15 protein-coding genes and 1 tRNA gene are annotated in these 16,367 nt (G+C 64.0%); 5 read left to right on the top strand and 11 right to left on the bottom strand.

Features of this window, described 5'->3' with window-relative positions:
* Positions 1 to 2: 2 nt before the first annotated feature.
* Positions 3 to 968, bottom strand: coding sequence for a thioredoxin-disulfide reductase (trxB, locus tag QDT69_RS19575; protein ID WP_279708106.1), 966 nt, complete (start codon positions 966 to 968; stop codon positions 3 to 5).
* Positions 969 to 1,251: 283 nt separating this feature from the next.
* Here trxB and QDT69_RS19570 point away from each other — a divergent pair, with 283 nt between their 5' ends.
* Positions 1,252 to 1,731, top strand: coding sequence for an Lrp/AsnC family transcriptional regulator (locus QDT69_RS19570; protein ID WP_050402725.1), 480 nt, complete (start codon positions 1,252 to 1,254; stop codon positions 1,729 to 1,731).
* Positions 1,732 to 1,892: 161 nt separating this feature from the next.
* Here the strand turns inward: QDT69_RS19570 and QDT69_RS19565 are convergent, their stop codons facing one another.
* The 5 genes from QDT69_RS19565 to QDT69_RS19545 all read right to left on the bottom strand — a co-directional run bounded on the left by QDT69_RS19565 (position 1,893) and on the right by QDT69_RS19545 (position 7,963).
* Positions 1,893 to 2,288 (bottom strand): DoxX family protein, encoded by a 396-nt coding sequence (locus QDT69_RS19565; RefSeq protein WP_279708105.1) that lies wholly within the window; start codon positions 2,286 to 2,288, stop codon positions 1,893 to 1,895.
* Between the two features lie 341 nt (positions 2,289 to 2,629).
* Entirely contained in the window at positions 2,630 to 3,103 is a 474-nt protein-coding gene (greA, locus tag QDT69_RS19560; RefSeq protein WP_089025704.1) for a transcription elongation factor GreA, read from the bottom strand.
* Between the two features lie 197 nt (positions 3,104 to 3,300).
* A complete protein-coding gene (gene carB / locus QDT69_RS19555; RefSeq protein WP_279708104.1) occupies positions 3,301 to 6,765 on the bottom strand; it encodes a carbamoyl-phosphate synthase large subunit in 3,465 nt (1,154 codons plus the stop codon).
* A 355-nt stretch (positions 6,766 to 7,120) separates the two neighbouring features.
* Positions 7,121 to 7,196 (bottom strand) — tRNA-OTHER (locus tag QDT69_RS19550).
* A 77-nt stretch (positions 7,197 to 7,273) separates the two neighbouring features.
* The gene (locus tag QDT69_RS19545; protein WP_279708103.1) at positions 7,274 to 7,963 is read right to left on the bottom strand and encodes a class I SAM-dependent methyltransferase; all 690 of its coding nucleotides are present in this window, start codon (positions 7,961 to 7,963) and stop codon (positions 7,274 to 7,276) included.
* Between the two features lie 124 nt (positions 7,964 to 8,087).
* Here QDT69_RS19545 and QDT69_RS19540 point away from each other — a divergent pair, with 124 nt between their 5' ends.
* Positions 8,088 to 8,630 carry a DNA starvation/stationary phase protection protein gene (locus tag QDT69_RS19540; protein WP_279708102.1) on the top strand — a complete coding sequence of 181 codons (543 nt, stop codon included), beginning with the start codon at positions 8,088 to 8,090 and terminating at the stop codon, positions 8,628 to 8,630.
* Positions 8,631 to 8,734: 104 nt separating this feature from the next.
* Here the strand turns inward: QDT69_RS19540 and QDT69_RS19535 are convergent, their stop codons facing one another.
* The 4 genes from QDT69_RS19535 to carA form a co-directional block, all read right to left on the bottom strand.
* Complete coding sequence (locus QDT69_RS19535; RefSeq protein ID WP_279708101.1) at positions 8,735 to 9,286, bottom strand: hypothetical protein; 552 nt, start codon at positions 9,284 to 9,286, stop codon at positions 8,735 to 8,737.
* Between the two features lie 72 nt (positions 9,287 to 9,358).
* The gene (locus tag QDT69_RS19530) at positions 9,359 to 10,459 is read right to left on the bottom strand and encodes a mandelate racemase/muconate lactonizing enzyme family protein (protein ID WP_279708100.1); all 1,101 of its coding nucleotides are present in this window, start codon (positions 10,457 to 10,459) and stop codon (positions 9,359 to 9,361) included.
* A gap of 143 nt (positions 10,460 to 10,602) precedes the next feature.
* Complete coding sequence (locus QDT69_RS19525) at positions 10,603 to 11,097, bottom strand: PaaI family thioesterase (protein ID WP_279708099.1); 495 nt, start codon at positions 11,095 to 11,097, stop codon at positions 10,603 to 10,605.
* Positions 11,098 to 11,200: 103 nt separating this feature from the next.
* The gene (carA, locus tag QDT69_RS19520; protein WP_279708098.1) at positions 11,201 to 12,394 is read right to left on the bottom strand and encodes a glutamine-hydrolyzing carbamoyl-phosphate synthase small subunit; all 1,194 of its coding nucleotides are present in this window, start codon (positions 12,392 to 12,394) and stop codon (positions 11,201 to 11,203) included.
* A 160-nt stretch (positions 12,395 to 12,554) separates the two neighbouring features.
* On the opposite strand from carA, the gene QDT69_RS19515 reads away from it, so the two are divergent.
* Positions 12,555 to 13,256 (top strand): alpha/beta hydrolase, encoded by a 702-nt coding sequence (locus QDT69_RS19515; RefSeq protein ID WP_279708097.1) that lies wholly within the window; start codon positions 12,555 to 12,557, stop codon positions 13,254 to 13,256.
* Between the two features lie 10 nt (positions 13,257 to 13,266).
* On the opposite strand, the gene QDT69_RS19510 is transcribed toward QDT69_RS19515, so the two are convergent.
* Complete coding sequence (locus tag QDT69_RS19510; RefSeq protein WP_279708096.1) at positions 13,267 to 14,214, bottom strand: LysR family transcriptional regulator; 948 nt, start codon at positions 14,212 to 14,214, stop codon at positions 13,267 to 13,269.
* A gap of 101 nt (positions 14,215 to 14,315) precedes the next feature.
* Here QDT69_RS19510 and QDT69_RS19505 point away from each other — a divergent pair, with 101 nt between their 5' ends.
* Complete coding sequence (locus QDT69_RS19505; protein WP_279708095.1) at positions 14,316 to 15,626, top strand: serine hydrolase; 1,311 nt, start codon at positions 14,316 to 14,318, stop codon at positions 15,624 to 15,626.
* Between the two features lie 157 nt (positions 15,627 to 15,783).
* A complete protein-coding gene (locus tag QDT69_RS19500; RefSeq protein ID WP_279708094.1) occupies positions 15,784 to 16,239 on the top strand; it encodes a GatB/YqeY domain-containing protein in 456 nt (151 codons plus the stop codon).
* Positions 16,240 to 16,367: the final 128 nt, after the last annotated feature.

The raw sequence follows: 16,367 nt of genomic DNA, 5'->3' as shown, positions 1-16,367 counted from the left end.
GATTATTCCGCCGCTGCGCGATCGCTCGCGCGAAGAGCCAGGAAGCGTTCGGCCTCGAGCGCAGCCATGCAGCCGAGGCCGGCGGCGGTGACCGCCTGCCGGAAGGTTTCGTCCGCCACGTCGCCGGCGGCGAACAGGCCGGGCATCGAGGTCGCCGTGGAGTTCGGCGCCACCTCGACATAGCCCGACGGTTTCAGCTTGATCTGGCCTTTGACGAGCTCCGTCGCCGGCGCATGGCCGATCGCGATGAAGATGCCGTCGGTCTTCAGGTCGGTCAGGGCGCCCGTCTTGACGTTCTTGAGCCGCACATGGGTGACCTTGTTCGGATTCTCCGATCCGCAGATCTCGTCGATCGCGGAGTCCCACACCACCTTGATCTTGGGATGCTTGAACAGCCGCTCCTGCAGGATGCGCTCGGCGCGGAAGTGATCGCGGCGATGCACGATGGTGACCTGGGAGGCATGATTGGTCAGGTACAGCGCTTCCTCGACCGCGGTGTTGCCGCCGCCGACCACCACGACTTCCTTGCCGCGGTAGAAGAAGCCGTCGCAGGTCGCGCAGGCCGACACGCCGCCGCCCTGGAACTTCTCTTCCGAGGGCAGCCCGAGCCAGCGCGCCTGGGCGCCGGTGGCGAGGATGACGGTCTCGGCAAGATAGATGTCGCCGGAATCGCAGGTCAGGCGGAACGGCCGCTGGCCGAGTTCCAACTTGTTCACCAGATCGGTGACGATCTTGGTGCCGACATGGGCCGCCTGCTTCTCCATCTGCTCCATCAGCCAAGGGCCCTGGATCACGTCGGCGAAGCCGGGGTAGTTCTCGACGTCGGTGGTGATGGTGAGCTGCCCGCCCGGCTGAATGCCTTGGATCAGGATCGGTTCGAGCATCGCGCGCGCCGCGTAGATCGCTGCGGTGTAACCGGCGGGGCCGGACCCGATGATGACGACCTTGGCATGGGTAGGCGCGGGCATTTTGAGATCCCTCTGTTTTGGGGATTTTGATCAAGGACTTGTGCGGGAAGCGCCCCGGAAACTCGTCACGGCGGCGCCAAAAGTGTCAAATCCAAGTCTAGGATATCTGGGAAGCTATGCAAGAATTGCAATCCATGGCAGCGATTTTTCCCCGGAACTGAAGTCACATTCGCGAAATCATGCGCTGCACGCGCAATAAAATTGCGCAATGCTGGGTGGCTGCGCTATGAGAGTTGCCGGCAGACCTGCCAAGCCTTCCAAACTCCAGGGGAACCGTAGTCGCGTGTCGAAGAACCTTGACGAGATCGACCTCAAAATCCTCGCCGAGATCCAGGCTGATGGCCGAATCACCAATGTGGAACTCGCCAAACGCGTCGGGATCTCGCCGCCACCCTGTTTGCGCAGGGTCCGGGCGTTGGAAGAGGAAGGCTACATCCAGGGTTATCGCGGCCTGCTCGATCCACGCCGGCTCGGCTACGACGTCACGGTGTTCGCCTCGGTGCATCTGTCGAGCCAGGCCGACGCCGATCTGCGCGCCTTCGAGAATTTCGTGCGCGCCGAGCCGCTGGTGCGCGAATGCTGGATGCTGTCGGGCGAGGTCGATTTCATCCTCAAATGCGTCGCCCCCGACATGGCGACGTTCCAGGATTTCGTCACCCATCTGACCGCCGCGCCGCACGTCCGCAACGTCAGGACGTCGCTGGTGCTGCACAATTCGAAATACGAAGCCGCGGTGCCGCTGGGCGTGAAAGCGGCGAGCTGACGCGCGGAGCACGTCGGCTGTCATTGCGAGGAGCGAAGCGACGACGCAATCCATCGCTCCGCATATGCAGGCAGATGGATTGCTTCGCGGAGCCAGTCATCGGGCGCGCATTCGCGCGACCCGTTGGGTCGCAATGACGATGTTTGCTACTTCTTGGTTTGCTACCGCTTGCCCATTGCGGCGTCGACGCTGATCGGGCCCGGGCCCGAGGTCGCGAGATACAGGCAGGCAAAGCAGAGCGCGATTGCAAGACTGCCGTTGTTGAGCAGCGGATAGAAGCCCTTGGGGAAATGGCCGATGAAGTAGGCGAAGGCCATTTCGCCCGCCAGGATGAAGGCCACGATCCGTGAAAACAGGCCGATCATCAGCAGACCGCCCAGGATCAATTCGAGCGTGCCGGCCGCGCCGATCAGCGAGAACAGTTCGACTTTCTCGAACATCGTCCCGGGCGGGAATTTGAGAAGCTTGGCGACGCCAAACTGAAACAGCAGCAGTCCTGTGATGAACCGAAACAGGCTCAGCGCCACCGGTTGAAATTTGGAAAACATCTGGTCCATTGTCATTTACCCCCTGTTTGACACGCTGGAACGTTGCACGATGCAGAACCATACGGTGTTCGCCACCGGAGTGTGATGTCAACACCTTGCGTCTGGAATCATTCCTCGCGCTATTGCAGTTGCGAGAGAACGCACCAGTGACATGGTGACGCGCTGCGATGCGTGTTGCGACGCAATCATCAGCCGAGCCGCAGTCCCCGACATGATTATATTGCATAAACATGTCACGGCCTCACTAGTATGGGGCGAGGAGGCTCTCCACTCACATTGCCGTCAGAACGCGGGCACAAAAAAAGCCGCGTGCGAGACGCGGCCTTTTTGCACCAGTCACATCGAGGTAACTACCGCCACTCGACCTTGGTGATCTCGTAGGCCTTGGCGCCGCCCGGCGCCATCACCTCGACGGTGGTGCCCTTCTTCTTGCCGATCAGCGCGCGCGCAAGCGGCGAGGTGATGGAGATGCGGCCCTTCTTGGCGTCGGCTTCGACCTCGCCGACGATCTGCCACACCGCCTTCTTCTCGGTGTCCTCGTCGATCAGTGTCACGGTCGCGCCGAACTTGATGGTGTCGCCGGACAGTTTCGAGATGTCGATGATGTCGGCGCGCGCGAGCTTGTCCTCGAGCTCGGCGATGCGGCCCTCGTTGTGCGACTGCTCTTCCTTGGCGGCGTGATACTCGGCGTTCTCCGAGAGGTCGCCATGCGAGCGCGCTTCCGCAATGTGTTCGATGATGCGCGGACGATCCTCCGACTGGCGTCGCTTCAACTCGTCCGTCAGCGCGGCGTATCCGCCCGCGGTCATCGGAACCTTATCCATCATCTTCGTCCTTCATCCCGCGCGCCCGGCGGCCGTGCAGGAATATCCAGTTCAGCTAACGCAGGAATCAGGACGCACGCGCGCCCGGAAGCCCAGTGATTTTCGGCCCCGCTAAGGGCCGTGACAACATCCAATCGCGCGGTGAGTTCCAGCCATTCGGCTAATTGACCGTTGCGGGCCTTCAGCCCGGACAACGGTCAGCTTTCGGAAAAGTAACTCTGAAGCGTGCGGACCTCAAGGTCCCCGTCCCGATAGGCCCGGATCCCCCGCGCGGCCGCCACCGCGCCTGAAAGAGTGGTGTAATATGGCACTTTATGCAAGAGGGCAGCCCGCCGCAGCGAGCGGCTGTCGGCCAGCGCCTGCGGACCCTCGGTGGTATTGAAGACCAGCTGGACGTCGCCATTGGTGATGGCGTCGACGATGTGCGGACGGCCTTCGAGCACCTTGTTGACCTTCTCCGTCGGCACGCCGTTGTCGCTGAGATAGCGCTGCGTGCCCGAGGTCGCCATCACCTTGAAGCCGAGCGAGTGCAACAGCCGCACCGCATCCGCGATGCGCATCTTGTCGTCGCCGCGCACCGAGACGAACACCGTGCCCTGCCGCGGCACGCGCGTGCCGCCGCCGAGCTGGCTCTTCGCGAACGCGACCTCGAACGAGCGGTCGATGCCCATCACTTCGCCGGTCGAACGCATCTCCGGTCCGAGCACGGTGTCGACGCCGGGGAAGCGCGCGAACGGGAACACCGATTCCTTCACGCCGACATGGTCGAGCTTCTTCTTCTTCAGCTTGAAGTCGGCGAGCTTCTCGCCGGCCATGATCCGCGCCGCGATCTTGGCGACCGGCGTGCCGATCACCTTGGCGACGAACGGCACGGTGCGGGACGCGCGCGGGTTGACCTCGAGCACGTAGATATCGCCGTCCTTGATGGCGTATTGCACGTTCATCAGCCCGACCACGTCGAGGCCGAGCGCGAGCTCGCGGGTCTGCCGCTCCAGCTCCTCGATGGTCTTGGCGTCGAGTGAATGCGGCGGCAGCGAGCAGGCGGAGTCGCCGGAGTGGATGCCGGCTTCCTCGATGTGCTCCATGATGCCGACGATGAAGGTATCCTTGCCGTCGCAGAGGCAGTCGACGTCGACTTCGGTCGCATCGGACAGATAGCGATCGAACAGCAGCGGGTTCTTGCCGAGCACGGTGTTGATCTGCCCGGTCTTGTCGTTCGGGTAACGCGCCTTGACGTCGGCGGGCACCAGCTCAGGCAGCGTTCCCAGCAGGTAGTCGTTGAGCTGGGTCTCCTCGCGGATGATCTGCATCGCGCGGCCGCCGAGGACGTAGGACGGACGCACCACCAGCGGCAGATCGAGATCGGCGGCGACCAGGCGGGCCTGCTCGACCGAATAGGCGATGCCGTTCTTCGGCTGCTTGAGGCGGAGCTTGTCGAGCACGCGCTTGAAGCGGTCGCGGTCCTCGGCGAGGTCGATCGCGTCAGGCGAGGTGCCGAGGATCGGCACTTCGGCGGCTTCGAGCGCGCGGGCAAGCTTCAGCGGGGTCTGGCCGCCGAACTGCACGATCACGCCGTGCAGCGTGCCGTTGGTACGCTCGGTCGCGATGATTTCGAGCACGTCCTCGGCGGTGAGCGGCTCGAAATACAGCCGGTCGGCGGTGTCGTAGTCGGTCGACACCGTCTCCGGATTGCAGTTGACCATGATGGTCTCGTAGCCGGCGTCTTCCAGCGCGAAGCAGGCGTGGCAGCAGCAATAGTCGAACTCGATGCCCTGGCCGATGCGGTTCGGCCCGCCGCCGAGGATGATCACCTTCTTGCGGTCCGACGGCGCGCTCTCGTCGGCGAACTCGCCGGCGAACGGTCGCTCATAGGTCGAATACATGTAGGCCGTCGGCGAGGCGAACTCCGCCGCGCAGGTGTCGATGCGCTTGAACACCGGGCGCACCCCGAGCGCATGGCGCCTGGCGGTGACGTCGGCTTCGGTGGTTTCCGTCAGCACGGCGAGCCGCGCATCCGAGAAGCCCATCGCCTTCAGCATGCGCATCGAGAATGCATTCGACGGCAGGCCGCTGCTGCGGACCTTGTCTTCCATCTCGACGATGCTGCGCAGTTCGGCGAGGAACCAGGGATCGATCTTGCAGGAGTTGAAGATCTCCTCGTTCGTCCAGCCGAGCCGCATCGCCTGCGCGACCTGCAGCAGCCGGTTCGGCGTCGGGGTGCCGAGCGCCGCGCGGATCGCGTTCTTGTCGTCGCTGCGGCCGAGGCCTTCGATGTCGATCTCGTCGAGGCCGGTCAGCCCGGTCTCGAGCCCGCGCAGGGCTTTCTGCAGGCTCTCCTGGAAGGTGCGGCCGATCGCCATCACCTCGCCGACCGACTTCATCGAGGTCGTCAGCGTGGAGGAGGCGCCGGGGAACTTCTCGAACGCAAAGCGCGGGATCTTGGTGACGACGTAGTCGATCGTCGGCTCGAACGAAGCCGGCGTCGCACCGCCGGTGATGTCGTTGGCGATCTCGTCGAGCGTGTAGCCGATCGCGAGCTTGGCGGCGACCTTGGCGATCGGGAAGCCGGTGGCCTTCGACGCCAACGCCGAAGAACGAGAAACTCGCGGATTCATCTCGATCACGACCATGCGGCCGTCGTCCGGATTGATGCCGAACTGCACGTTGGAGCCGCCGGTCTCCACGCCGATCTCGCGCAGCACCGCAATCGATGCGTCGCGCATGATCTGGTATTCCTTGTCGGTCAGCGTCAGCGCCGGCGCCACCGTGATGGAATCACCGGTATGCACGCCCATCGGATCGACGTTCTCGATCGAGCAGATGATGATGCAATTGTCCTTCTTGTCGCGCACCACCTCCATCTCGAACTCTTTCCAGCCGAGCACGGATTCCTCGATCAGCACCTCGTTGGTCGGCGAGGCATCGAGCCCGCGCTCGATGATGTCGAGATATTCTTCCTTGTTGTAGGCGATGCCGCCGCCGGTGCCGCCGAGCGTGAAGGAGGGGCGGATGATCGCGGGCAGACCGATGTCGGACAGCGCCATCAGCGCTTCGGCCAGGGCCTGCTGCTGGTAGCGCTTGCGCCGCTCGTTCTCGCCGGCTTCCCACTTGCGCTCGAAGGCTTCGAGCTCGGCGCCGGACAGCTTGGCCTGGTCGGCGAGGTATTTGTCACGATCGGACTTCTTCAGCGCCGAGGCGTTGGCGAGCCGCGACCGCGGCGTCTGCAGCCCGATCTTCTCCATGGCGTCGCGGAACAGCTGGCGGTCTTCCGCCTTGTCGATCGCGTCCGCCGTGGCGCCGATCATCTCGACGTCGAACTTCTCCAGCGTGCCCTGCTTGCGCAGCGACAGCGCGCAGTTCAGCGCGGTCTGGCCGCCCATGGTCGGTAGCAGCGCGAAGCCGCCGGGCAGGACGTAGCGTTCCTTTTCGATGATCTTGGCGACGATTTCGGGCGTGATCGGCTCGATATAGGTCGCGTCCGCCAGCTCCGGGTCGGTCATGATCGTGGCCGGGTTCGAATTGACCAGGACGATCCGATAGCCCTCTTCCTTCAGCGTCTTGCAGGCCTGCGTGCCGGAATAGTCGAATTCGCAGGCCTGGCCGATCACGATGGGACCGGCACCGATGATCAGGATGGTGGAGATGTCGTTTCTTTTGGGCATCAGCTCTCGCGGACTGGAATTTGGGCACAAAAAAAGGGCGCGCTTTCCGCGCGTCCCTCGAGCCATGCGCTACATTTTGTAGCGCCGGAAGCGCGATCCCTCGCGCGCGGGTGGTCTTTAGACCAGTTTCCGCACCCGCGAAACCCCCAAAAACGCCCGATCAACTGCGATTCTGGGGGAAATTCCTCATTCGACCTATGCCCGGTTGGGGGTGCTGAGGCGGGGGAGTGGGGGGCGGGCTTTGTGCTGCCGCCTTTGTCCGTCTACGCTTTCGCTGCGCTCAAGCTACGCCGGACACGCCTTGCCCCGCCGGTCCGGCGTGGCTGCGCCTCGCGTAGCCCGTCAGGGCGAAGCGTGGAGGCCCGGCCTGGATTTGAACCAGGATAAACAGTGTTGCACCACTGCCGCGTCGAAGCTTCCGCCACCGGGCCGAGTGGATCATTGCTGATTATTTCAGCGGCCGCCACGTTTACTTTTGGTTAACCCTAATTTTTCCTGCAACCTTTGATCAGTGGTGCGCCACGAACGTCATCCGCCACGGATTGTGCCCGATGTTGCGCGGCGCGCGCGTGGCGCTGAAGCCGGCGGCAGCGAGCTTTGCGATCATCTCGTCCTCGCGGTAGCGTTGCAGCCCGATCCTGGTGCGCAGTTGCCGGTAGTCCGACAGTGCGGTTGAAGCGAGCCCGACCAGCGCATCGCGCAGGAAGCCGTGGGTCGTCGCAAAGCGCAGCAGCGCGACGACGTCCTTGGCCATGCCGACTTCGGGCCGCAGGATATCGCCGAGCACGAAACGGCCCGACGGCTTCAGCAGGCGGTGGATCACGTCGAACGCCGAATCGAGCTCCTGCGGCGTCATGTATTGCGCCACCGAGTTCATCACCACGAGGTCGATCGAGTCGGCCGCCATGTTCTTCAGCTCATCGAGCGAGCGGACGCGGATCCGGGTGTCGGACGCAAAGCGCGCAACCAGACGGCCGCGCACGCCGGGCGCAGGCTCCGCCAAATAGAGCTGGGCGCAGGCATCGGCGACCTTCACAGCCGAGAGCGCCTCGCCGCAGGCGTAATCCAGCACCACGGCGTCGGGCGAAGTGATGTATCCGATAATGTCGTTTGCGATGACCTGGAAATGCAGGTCGCGGTGCAGTCGGCTCGCATAAATCGTATGCGTGGAATCGTAATAGTCGATCCATTCATCCATTGCGTTTGGTATCCGGCAGAATGGGTTCCTGACTTCCAGGAACGGGTGGGCTGACGATGCGTTAGCGGTCCGGCGGCCAATGTTCAATGCGCCGAAATACGGGTTCCTAACAGGAAGGTTCAACGTGAGCAAAGCCAAGACTGACGCCAACAAGACCGAAAAGATTTCGCCCGACCTCGACACGCCGAGCGACCTGCCGCGGGCCGCTGTGGATACGATCTCGACCTCGCTCAATACGCTTCTGGCCGATGCCTTTGCGCTCTATTTGAAGACCAAGAATTTTCACTGGCATGTCAGCGGCCGGCATTTCCATGATTACCATTTGTTGCTGGACGAGCAGTCGGACGCGATCTTCGCGACCACCGACCAGCTCGCCGAGCGGGTGCGCAAGCTCGGCGGCGCGACGCTGCGCTCGATCGGCGACATCGCCAGGCATCAGACCATCAAGGACAATGACGAGGACTATGTCCCGCCGCGCGAAATGCTGCGCGAGCTGATGGAGGACAACAAGCACATCGCGGCGGCGATGCGCAAGGCGCACAAGCTCGCCGACGACCATGATGATTCCGGAACTGCCGGCCTGCTGGAAACCTTCATCGACGAAACCGAGCGCCGCACCTGGTTCCTGTTCGAGGCCAGCCGCCAGGAAGGCAGCAACGCGGCTTAGCTCTGCACACATGTCGTCCCGGCGCAGGCCGGGACCCATAACCACGTCCGTTTGTGTTTGGCCCACGCCGTGGCCCCAGCTCACTTAACTACAGACTCCTGTGGTTATGGGTCCCGGCTTTCGCCGGGACGACGGAGGGGCTTCCACAGCCGCACCAGCGGCCCGTCCTTGCCGAGCACCGGATCGGTCGCGGGGATCGCGACCTGCGGGATCGTCTTCAGCGCCCGCGCGTGGTTCTCCGGCGTCGGCCGTTGCAGGTCCATCGGCGGGCCCGGCGGATAGGCGCCGATCACGCTGAAGTCGCCGCTCGCCGACAGGCATTGATGCCCGGTGCCGGCCGGCAGGATCGCGACGTCGCCGGCTGCGATCTCCAGCGCACGGCCATGCTCGCCGCCGAACTGCACGCGCGCGCTGCCGCGCGCGACGCCCAGCACCTCGTGCACGGTGGCGTGGTAATGCGCGAAGTCGTAGACGCCGTTCCGCCACATCGCGCCCCAGCCATTGCTGCCGAACAGCTGTTCGATCGTCGCTTCCGGATTGCTGCCAACGTGGACCGCGCCCTTGTAAACCAGGAATGGCATCGGATTGTTCGGCACCAGGCCATCGTCCCGGAAGATGAAGGTCAGGGGCTCGGCATCGGGACTCACGACGGGCATGGCTAATCTCCAGCGTTGCGAGTGGCGGTGAGGTCAGGTCAGACCAAGCGGCCGGTCCGGAAACCGTTCCCGCTAGATCTTGAACTTCAACACCCCGTCCTTGAACCTGAGCCCGTGCCCCGGTCGCTCCGGCGCGGTGATCACGCCGTTGGCGATCTCTGGCGGATCGACCCAGAGGTCGTCGATCAGCGCCATGTTCTCGCACCAGATGCCGTTCGGGATCGAAGCCAGCAGGTGCACGTTGAGCTCGGGGAACAGATGCGGCGCGATCGTGATGCCGAACGTGTCCGCCAGCGTCGCGATCTTGCGCAGGTCGGTCATGCCGCCGCGCATCGGGTCGGGCTGCAGGATCGGCAGGCAGGGATTGAGAAAGAACGGCCGCAGATCGTAGCGGGTGAAATGCGTCTCGCCGCCGACGACGCGCATATCGAGCGCCGCCGCGATGCGCTGGTAGCCGGCGAAATCATCGGCCGGTACCGGCTCCTCGAGCCAGTAGATATCGTACTTCTCGAACTTGCGTCCCATCTCGATCGCGACATCGGCGCTCCAGCCCATGTTGACGTCGATCATGATGTCGATGTCGGGCCCGAGCGCCTCGCGCATGCGGCGCACATTGTCGAGGTCCTGCGCCGGCGTGTGAACATGCGCGACCTGCATCTTGATCGCCTTGTAGCCTTGCTTGACGAAATGCAGTGCCTTCTCGATCATCCCGTCGCCGCCGGCGCCACGGAAGCAGCCGGAACCATAGACCGGGATTTCCGAGCGATAGTGACCCCACAGCCGATGCAGCGGCAGGCCGGCGCGTTTTCCCAGCGCATCCCACAGCGCGATGTCGAGCGCCGACATCGCCATCGCGGCGATGCCGCCGCGGCCATAGGTCATCGTCGCGGTCCAGAGATCGCGCCAGATCGCCTCGATCGCGCTGGCGTCCTTGCCGATGACGCGCGGGATGATGCACTCGTGGAGACAGGCCGCGATCGACTGCATCGCCGGGCGAAACACGAACAGATAGCCCATGCCGGTGATGCCGCCTGACGTCTCGACGTCGCAGATCAGGATGTCGCGGGTGGCGCCGAGCGCTGCGCCCTTCAGCCAGGGATCGTCGGCCCAGGGCAGCCGCAGCATCGTCACGCGGATGTCGCGGATGGTCATGTCTGAATGGGCTGATGTCATCGGGCGTTTCCTTATTCCGGGCCGGACCATGTTTGCCTGATCTCGGATAAGGGAAACTCAATCACAGAGCGCAGGCAACGATCCAGCGCGCTTCGTCATGCCTCCAATGCGCGAAGACGCGATTGCCTTCAGGTCGATTGCCTTCAGGTCTTGGGCAGCTCGAACACCAGGCAGGTCGTGGTGGCATGCGCGATCAGCTTGCCCTTGCCGTCGGTGATCCGCGCTTCGGCGGTTGCAACCCGGCGGCCGGCGTTGAGGACCTGGCCTTCAGTGCGGATCGCGCCGGTGTCCTGGCTCATGCCGCGGACGAAGGAGATCTTGAACTCCAGCGTGGTGTAGCCGAAGCCCTGCGGCAGCGTGGTCTGCACCGCGAGCCCCATCGCAGAATCCAACAGGATCGCGGCGTAGCCGCCATGCACCGAGCCGATCGGGTTGTAGTGGCGCAGGCCGGGGATGCTGTGGATCACCACATGGCCGGTCTCGGCGGTGCAGTCGAACGGCTCGACCGTCTCCATGATCGGCGGTTCCGGCAGGGTGCGGGCGAAGATGCCGCGCACGAAGTCGAGCCCCGGCATCGACGCCATCACCTCCGTCGAGGAAACGCCGTAGGTCGGCTTCGTGGGCGGGCTGTCGGTCATCGGAAAATCTCCGTCATTGCGAGCGGAGCGAAGCAATCCATCGCTCCACGCGGGGATAGATGGATTGCTTCGTCGCTGCGCTCCTCGCAATGACGGATGTTGTTTAGGCGGCCTGCTTCTTCTGCCGCATCAGGTCGGCAAAGCGCTGGAACAGATAGTGCGAGTCGCGCGGGCCGGGCGAGGCCTCGGGGTGGTACTGCACCGAGAACACCGGCTTGCCCTCGAGCGCGATGCCGCAATTGGAGCCGTCGAACAGCGAGATATGGGTCTGGGTCGCGCCCGCGGGCAGCGTCGCCTGGTCCACCGCAAAGCCGTGGTTCATCGAGGTGATCTCGACCTTGCCGGTGGTCTCGTCCTTGACCGGATGGTTGGCGCCGTGATGGCCCTGATGCATCTTCATGGTCCTGGCGCCGACGGCGAGCCCGAGCATCTGGTGGCCGAGGCAGATGCCGAAGGTCGGCGTCCCCGAGGCGATCACCTTCTGGATCACGGGCACGGCATATTTGCCGGTCGCGGCGGGATCGCCGGGGCCGTTCGACAGGAACACGCCGTCCGGCTTCATCGCCAGGATGTCCTCGGCCGCCGTCGTTGCCGGCACCACGGTCACCTTGGCGCCGACGCCGGCGAGCAGGCGCAGGATGTTGCGCTTGATGCCGTAGTCGATCGCGACCACGTTGAATTCCGGCGCGGTCTGCTGGCCGAACCCCTTGCCCCACACCCAGGGCGTTTCATCCCAGGTGAAGCGCTGGCCGGAGGTGACCATCGGCACCAGGTCCATGCCCTCGAGGCCAGGCCATTCGCGGGCCTCTTCCTTCAGGCCGTGCAGGTCGAACTCGCCGGTCTTCGAATGCGCGATCACCGCATTCGGCATGCCCTTGGAGCGGATCAGCGCGGTCAGCGCGCGGGTGTCGATCCCGGACAGGCCGATGATGCCGCGCGCCTTCAACCACTGGTCGAGGTGGCGGGTGGCGCGGTAATTCGAGGGATCCGTGATCGCCGAGCGCAGGATCACGCCGCGCGCACCTGGTGTCGCGGCCATGTTCACCGTCTCGATGTCTTCCTCGTTGGTACCGACATTGCCGATATGCGGGAAGGTGAAGGTGATGATCTGCCCGGCATAGGACGGATCGGTGAGGATCTCCTCATAGCCGGTCATCGCGGTGTTGAAGCAGACCTCGCCGACGGCGTGGCCTTCGGCGCCGAGACCGAAGCCTTCCAGCACGGTACCATCGGCGAGCACAAGGAGCGCGGTCGGTTTGTGGTCCGGCCAGGCGGGAGCGTTTTCGGATGTTGTCATGAGCCCTTTAAATAGAGGCCGCACGCTGCGGCGTCAAAGTGAAAGGGCGCGGATTCACACGGCATTCCCGGCCGATTTGACAGGCCGGAACGGCCTTTTAATCTAAAGTTCCTCGAAGCGGCCGTTTGCTTGCCGAAAATGACCCGGTCCGGAGCACCCTATGGACAACACGATGCCGATCCTGCTCGTCCCGGGCCTCATCTGCTCGCCGCGGATCTTTGCCCCGGTCATCCCGGCGCTGTGGCGGTGCTGGCCGGTCACGGTCGCCAACCACGTCAGGGACGACAATATGGGGGCGATCGCCCGCCGGATCCTGGCCGAGGCGCCGCCGCGCTTTGCCCTCGCCGGGCACTCGATGGGCGGCTACGTCGCCTTCGAGATCATGCGGCAGGCGCCGGAGCGGGTCGCGAAGCTGGCGCTGATGAGCACCCAGGCGCGGGCCGACACGCCGGAGGCGACCGCGCGCCGCCGCGGCATGATCGAGCGCGCCAAAAGCGGCCAGTATCGGAGCGTGGTCGACGAACTGTTTCCCGGCTTCGTGCATCCATCGCGGCAAGGCGATGCGGGCCTGCGCCGGATTGTCGACGACATGAGCGAGGACGTCGGCGCCGAGGCCTTCATCCGCCAGCAAAATGCGGTGCTGAGCCGGCCGGACTCGCGGCCGAGCATGGCCTGGATCAAGTGCCCGACCCTTGTGCTGACCTCGGATACCGACAACACCGTGCCGAATTCGCTGTCGGACGAGATGGCCAACGGCATTCCCGGGGCCAAGCTCGTCGTGCTCGCCAATTGCGGTCACCTGCCGCAACTGGAGCAGCCGCAGGCCTGCGCCGATGCGCTGGTCGAATGGTTGCGGAACTGAGATCTCCGCCTCAAGCCGGCAGCCTTGAGGTCGGAGCGGTTGCGTCCGGCGGCTGCATGGCTCGCACGAGCTTGATGAATTCGACGGTCGCGGGCGACAGCGTTCGATGGCGTCGCACAAAGAACGCGAAGGTCGCGCTCAGTGTCAGCTCCCGGATTTTCAGCGGCGCGAGCCCGCTGCCTCTGACGTCGCCTGCGAGCAGTGAGTCCGGCGCCCAACCGAGCGCATCGCTGTGAAGCACGGCCTGCACCATTGCCGAGAAGCTGCCGACCGAGACGCGCGGCATAAGCTGTTCGCCCGGCGAGACGTTGAGCGCGATCTTGCCGAACGTTCCGAGATTGCGACGGGCAAGCGCTCTGGAGAGCGGCGGTCCGGCGAAAGGATAGCCGAGAAGGTCCTGCGGCCGGATGCTTCTGCGCCGTGCGAGCGGGTGCGAGCTCCGGCAAAATAGCGACATGCGCGTTGTCGCCAGAATCTCGCTGTCCAGGTTATCGCGTCCCTCGGCCTCGGTCGCATCGGAGATGGCGATGTCGGAAATGCCTTCCAGCACGTCGTCCACCGCCTGCCTGCTGTCGACCGTTCGCAGCACGCATTTGAGCTTGGGGTGAGGGACAGCGAGGCGCCCCAGCGCTTGCGGCGCCCACAACTCCCCCGGAAACACGCTCGCGCTGACTGTGATCCCGCCCGTCTCCAGTCCCTTCGCCAGGTCGACCTCCCTGACAAGCTCGGACACGTCCCGAAGGACTGTCCGACCATGAGCAAGCATGATCGTGCCGAACATGGTGGGCTCCAGCGTGCCGGCACCCCTGTCGAACAGGCGCACGCCCAGTTCGTCCTCGAGCGCCTGCACGCTTTTCGTAAGGGCGGACTGCGTAACGCCGAGCGCGTTCGCCGCGCGCGTGAAATGCCTGTGTTCGGCCAGGGCGCGAACCATCTGGATTTGTCGAAGCGTCGGCATGATGAAACGTACTCATATGATTAGTAATATTATGAATTTGACATATATCGAGGCAGAGAGCTACTGCGGCCGAAATCTACTTATCCAGGGAGGAAGTTTCGATGACCGGACGCTCGACGATGGTCGGTGTTGTGATGGCCGCAACGATTGGGCTCGGCACGGAAGCCGCGCTGGCGCAGGCGCCGCTGAGTGCCGCGGACTCCGATCCCGTGAAGATGGGATGGATGGTCGGCTCGCCGCCGCCCGCGGACAAGCTGATCCAGTTCTCCAACGGCTCGCACTTTGCTTTTCCGCAGACGCGTTGGTCGTTCGCGAATTTCCGCCGCTTCCTGCCGACCAGCAACGTCTGGCGCGGCGACAACGCCGCGTCACCGCTGCCGCGCGCCGAACGAAACGACATCGACGCCATCACGTTTCAGCCGCTCGGCCAATCCGGAACCATGACGTGGGCGGAATCGCTCGCGGCAAACTACACCGATGCAATCGTCGTCCTGCACAAGGGCAAGATCGTCTATGAGCGCTATCTCGGTGTGATGAACCCGCACGCCACGCACATCGCGATGTCGGTGACCAAGTCCTTCTTCGGCACGCTCGGTGCCACACTGGTTGCCGAAGGCAAGCTCGACGAAAAGACTCCGGTTTCGAAGTATATTCCGGAGCTCACGGACACGGCCTATGGCGACGCCACCGTGCGGCAGGTTCTGGATATGACGGTCGGCGTCCAATATTCGGAGAACTACGCCAATCCCAAGGCGGAGATCTTTGATCACGTCAGGGCAGGCGGCCTCGTGCCGCGCCCACCCGGCTATGCCGGACCGACGAGCTTCTACGGCTTCCTCAAGACATTGAAGAAGGAAGGCCAGCACGGCGAGGCGTTCGCCTACAAGACCGTCAACAGCGATGTGCTCGGCTGGTTGATCCGTCGCGCGTCCGGCAAGACTGTCGGCGAGCTGCTCTCCGAGCGGATCTGGCAGAAGCTCGGCATGGAGCAGGACGCCTACATGCTGATCGACAGCGAGGGAACGGAATTTGCCGGCGGTGGGCTGAATGCGGCCGTGCGGGACCTGGCGCGGTTCGGCGAGATGATGCGGCTCGGTGGAACCTACAACGGCCAACAGATCGTGCCGAAAGCCGTCGTCGACGACATCCGCAAGGGCGGCCGGACATCCGATTTCGAGAAGGCCGGCTATGCGACGCTTCCCGGCTGGAGCTATCGCGACATGTGGTGGGTCACCAACAACGAGGACGGCGCGTTCATGGCGCGCGGCGTCAATGGACAGGCGATCTATATCGATCCCAAGGCCGAGATGGTCATTGCCCGTTTCGGCTCGCATCCGCTGGCGGCCAACGCCCACAACGACCCGACCACGCTGCCGGCGTTCGCTGCGCTGGCCAGGCATCTCATGCAGTGAAATTGCCCGGCTCGCCGGCGGACCGCGGGCCGGCGCCAATGCCCGAGGGCTGGCCTGGTCAGCCCCGGTTCTGGGGTCGCCAGAACCGGGGCTTAGCTGTTGTTCTGGCGTCGCGGAGGGCTTAGATCAGCATCTTGCCAGACGAGAGGACACCAGGATGCTGCGCGACGACATTAACAATGCGGTCAAGGAAGCCATGAAGGCCAAGGATGAGCGCAAGCTCTCCACCCTGCGCATGGTTAATTCGACCATCAAGAATGCCGACATCGATGCGCGCGGGCAGGGCAAGCCGCCCCTCTCCGATGCCGATCTGCTCGGCATCCTGCAGAAAATGATCAAGCAGCGCCAGGAGTCGGTCGAGCTCTACGACAAGGGCGGCCGCGCCGAGCTCGCGGATCAGGAACGCGCGGAGATCGCCGTGATCTCGGCCTATCTGCCGAAGCAGATGTCCGACGACGACGTGAAGGCCGCGATCTCGGCCATCATCGCCGAGACCGGTGCCGCCGGGATCAAGGACATGGGCAAGGTGATCGGCGCCCTGAAGGCGAAATACGCCGGCCAGATGGATTTCGGCAAGGCCAGCGGCCTCGTGAAGGCCGCGCTGTCGTCCTGATTGCGTAGATTTTGTAGCCCGGATGAAGCGAAGCGAAATCCGGGTAAGTCCATCCGATCGGTGAGGCCCCGGATTACGCTTCGCTTCATCCGGGCTACGCAAGACCCGCACGGTGCCGGGTCGGATGG

The organism is Bradyrhizobium sp. CER78, assembly GCF_029846235.1.
Lineage (GTDB): Bacteria > Pseudomonadota > Alphaproteobacteria > Rhizobiales > Xanthobacteraceae > Bradyrhizobium.
This window is presented reverse-complemented; position numbering and strand designations above follow the sequence as displayed.

Coding starts and splice junctions, on each gene's coding strand:
- QDT69_RS19535 (WP_279708101.1), bottom strand. CDS start 9,286: ATGCCCGTCGTGAGTCCCGATGCCGAGCCCCTGACCTTCATCTTCCGG.
- QDT69_RS19565 (WP_279708105.1), bottom strand. CDS start 2,288: ATGGACCAGATGTTTTCCAAATTTCAACCGGTGGCGCTGAGCCTGTTT.
- greA (WP_089025704.1), bottom strand. CDS start 3,103: ATGGATAAGGTTCCGATGACCGCGGGCGGATACGCCGCGCTGACGGAC.
- trxB (WP_279708106.1), bottom strand. CDS start 968: ATGCCCGCGCCTACCCATGCCAAGGTCGTCATCATCGGGTCCGGCCCC.
- carA (WP_279708098.1), bottom strand. CDS start 12,394: ATGACAACATCCGAAAACGCTCCCGCCTGGCCGGACCACAAACCGACC.
- QDT69_RS19545 (WP_279708103.1), bottom strand. CDS start 7,963: ATGGATGAATGGATCGACTATTACGATTCCACGCATACGATTTATGCG.
- QDT69_RS19515 (WP_279708097.1), top strand. CDS start 12,555: ATGGACAACACGATGCCGATCCTGCTCGTCCCGGGCCTCATCTGCTCG.
- QDT69_RS19505 (WP_279708095.1), top strand. CDS start 14,316: ATGACCGGACGCTCGACGATGGTCGGTGTTGTGATGGCCGCAACGATT.
- carB (WP_279708104.1), bottom strand. CDS start 6,765: ATGCCCAAAAGAAACGACATCTCCACCATCCTGATCATCGGTGCCGGT.
- QDT69_RS19500 (WP_279708094.1), top strand. CDS start 15,784: ATGCTGCGCGACGACATTAACAATGCGGTCAAGGAAGCCATGAAGGCC.
- QDT69_RS19530 (WP_279708100.1), bottom strand. CDS start 10,459: ATGACATCAGCCCATTCAGACATGACCATCCGCGACATCCGCGTGACG.
- QDT69_RS19510 (WP_279708096.1), bottom strand. CDS start 14,214: ATGCCGACGCTTCGACAAATCCAGATGGTTCGCGCCCTGGCCGAACAC.
- QDT69_RS19525 (WP_279708099.1), bottom strand. CDS start 11,097: ATGACCGACAGCCCGCCCACGAAGCCGACCTACGGCGTTTCCTCGACG.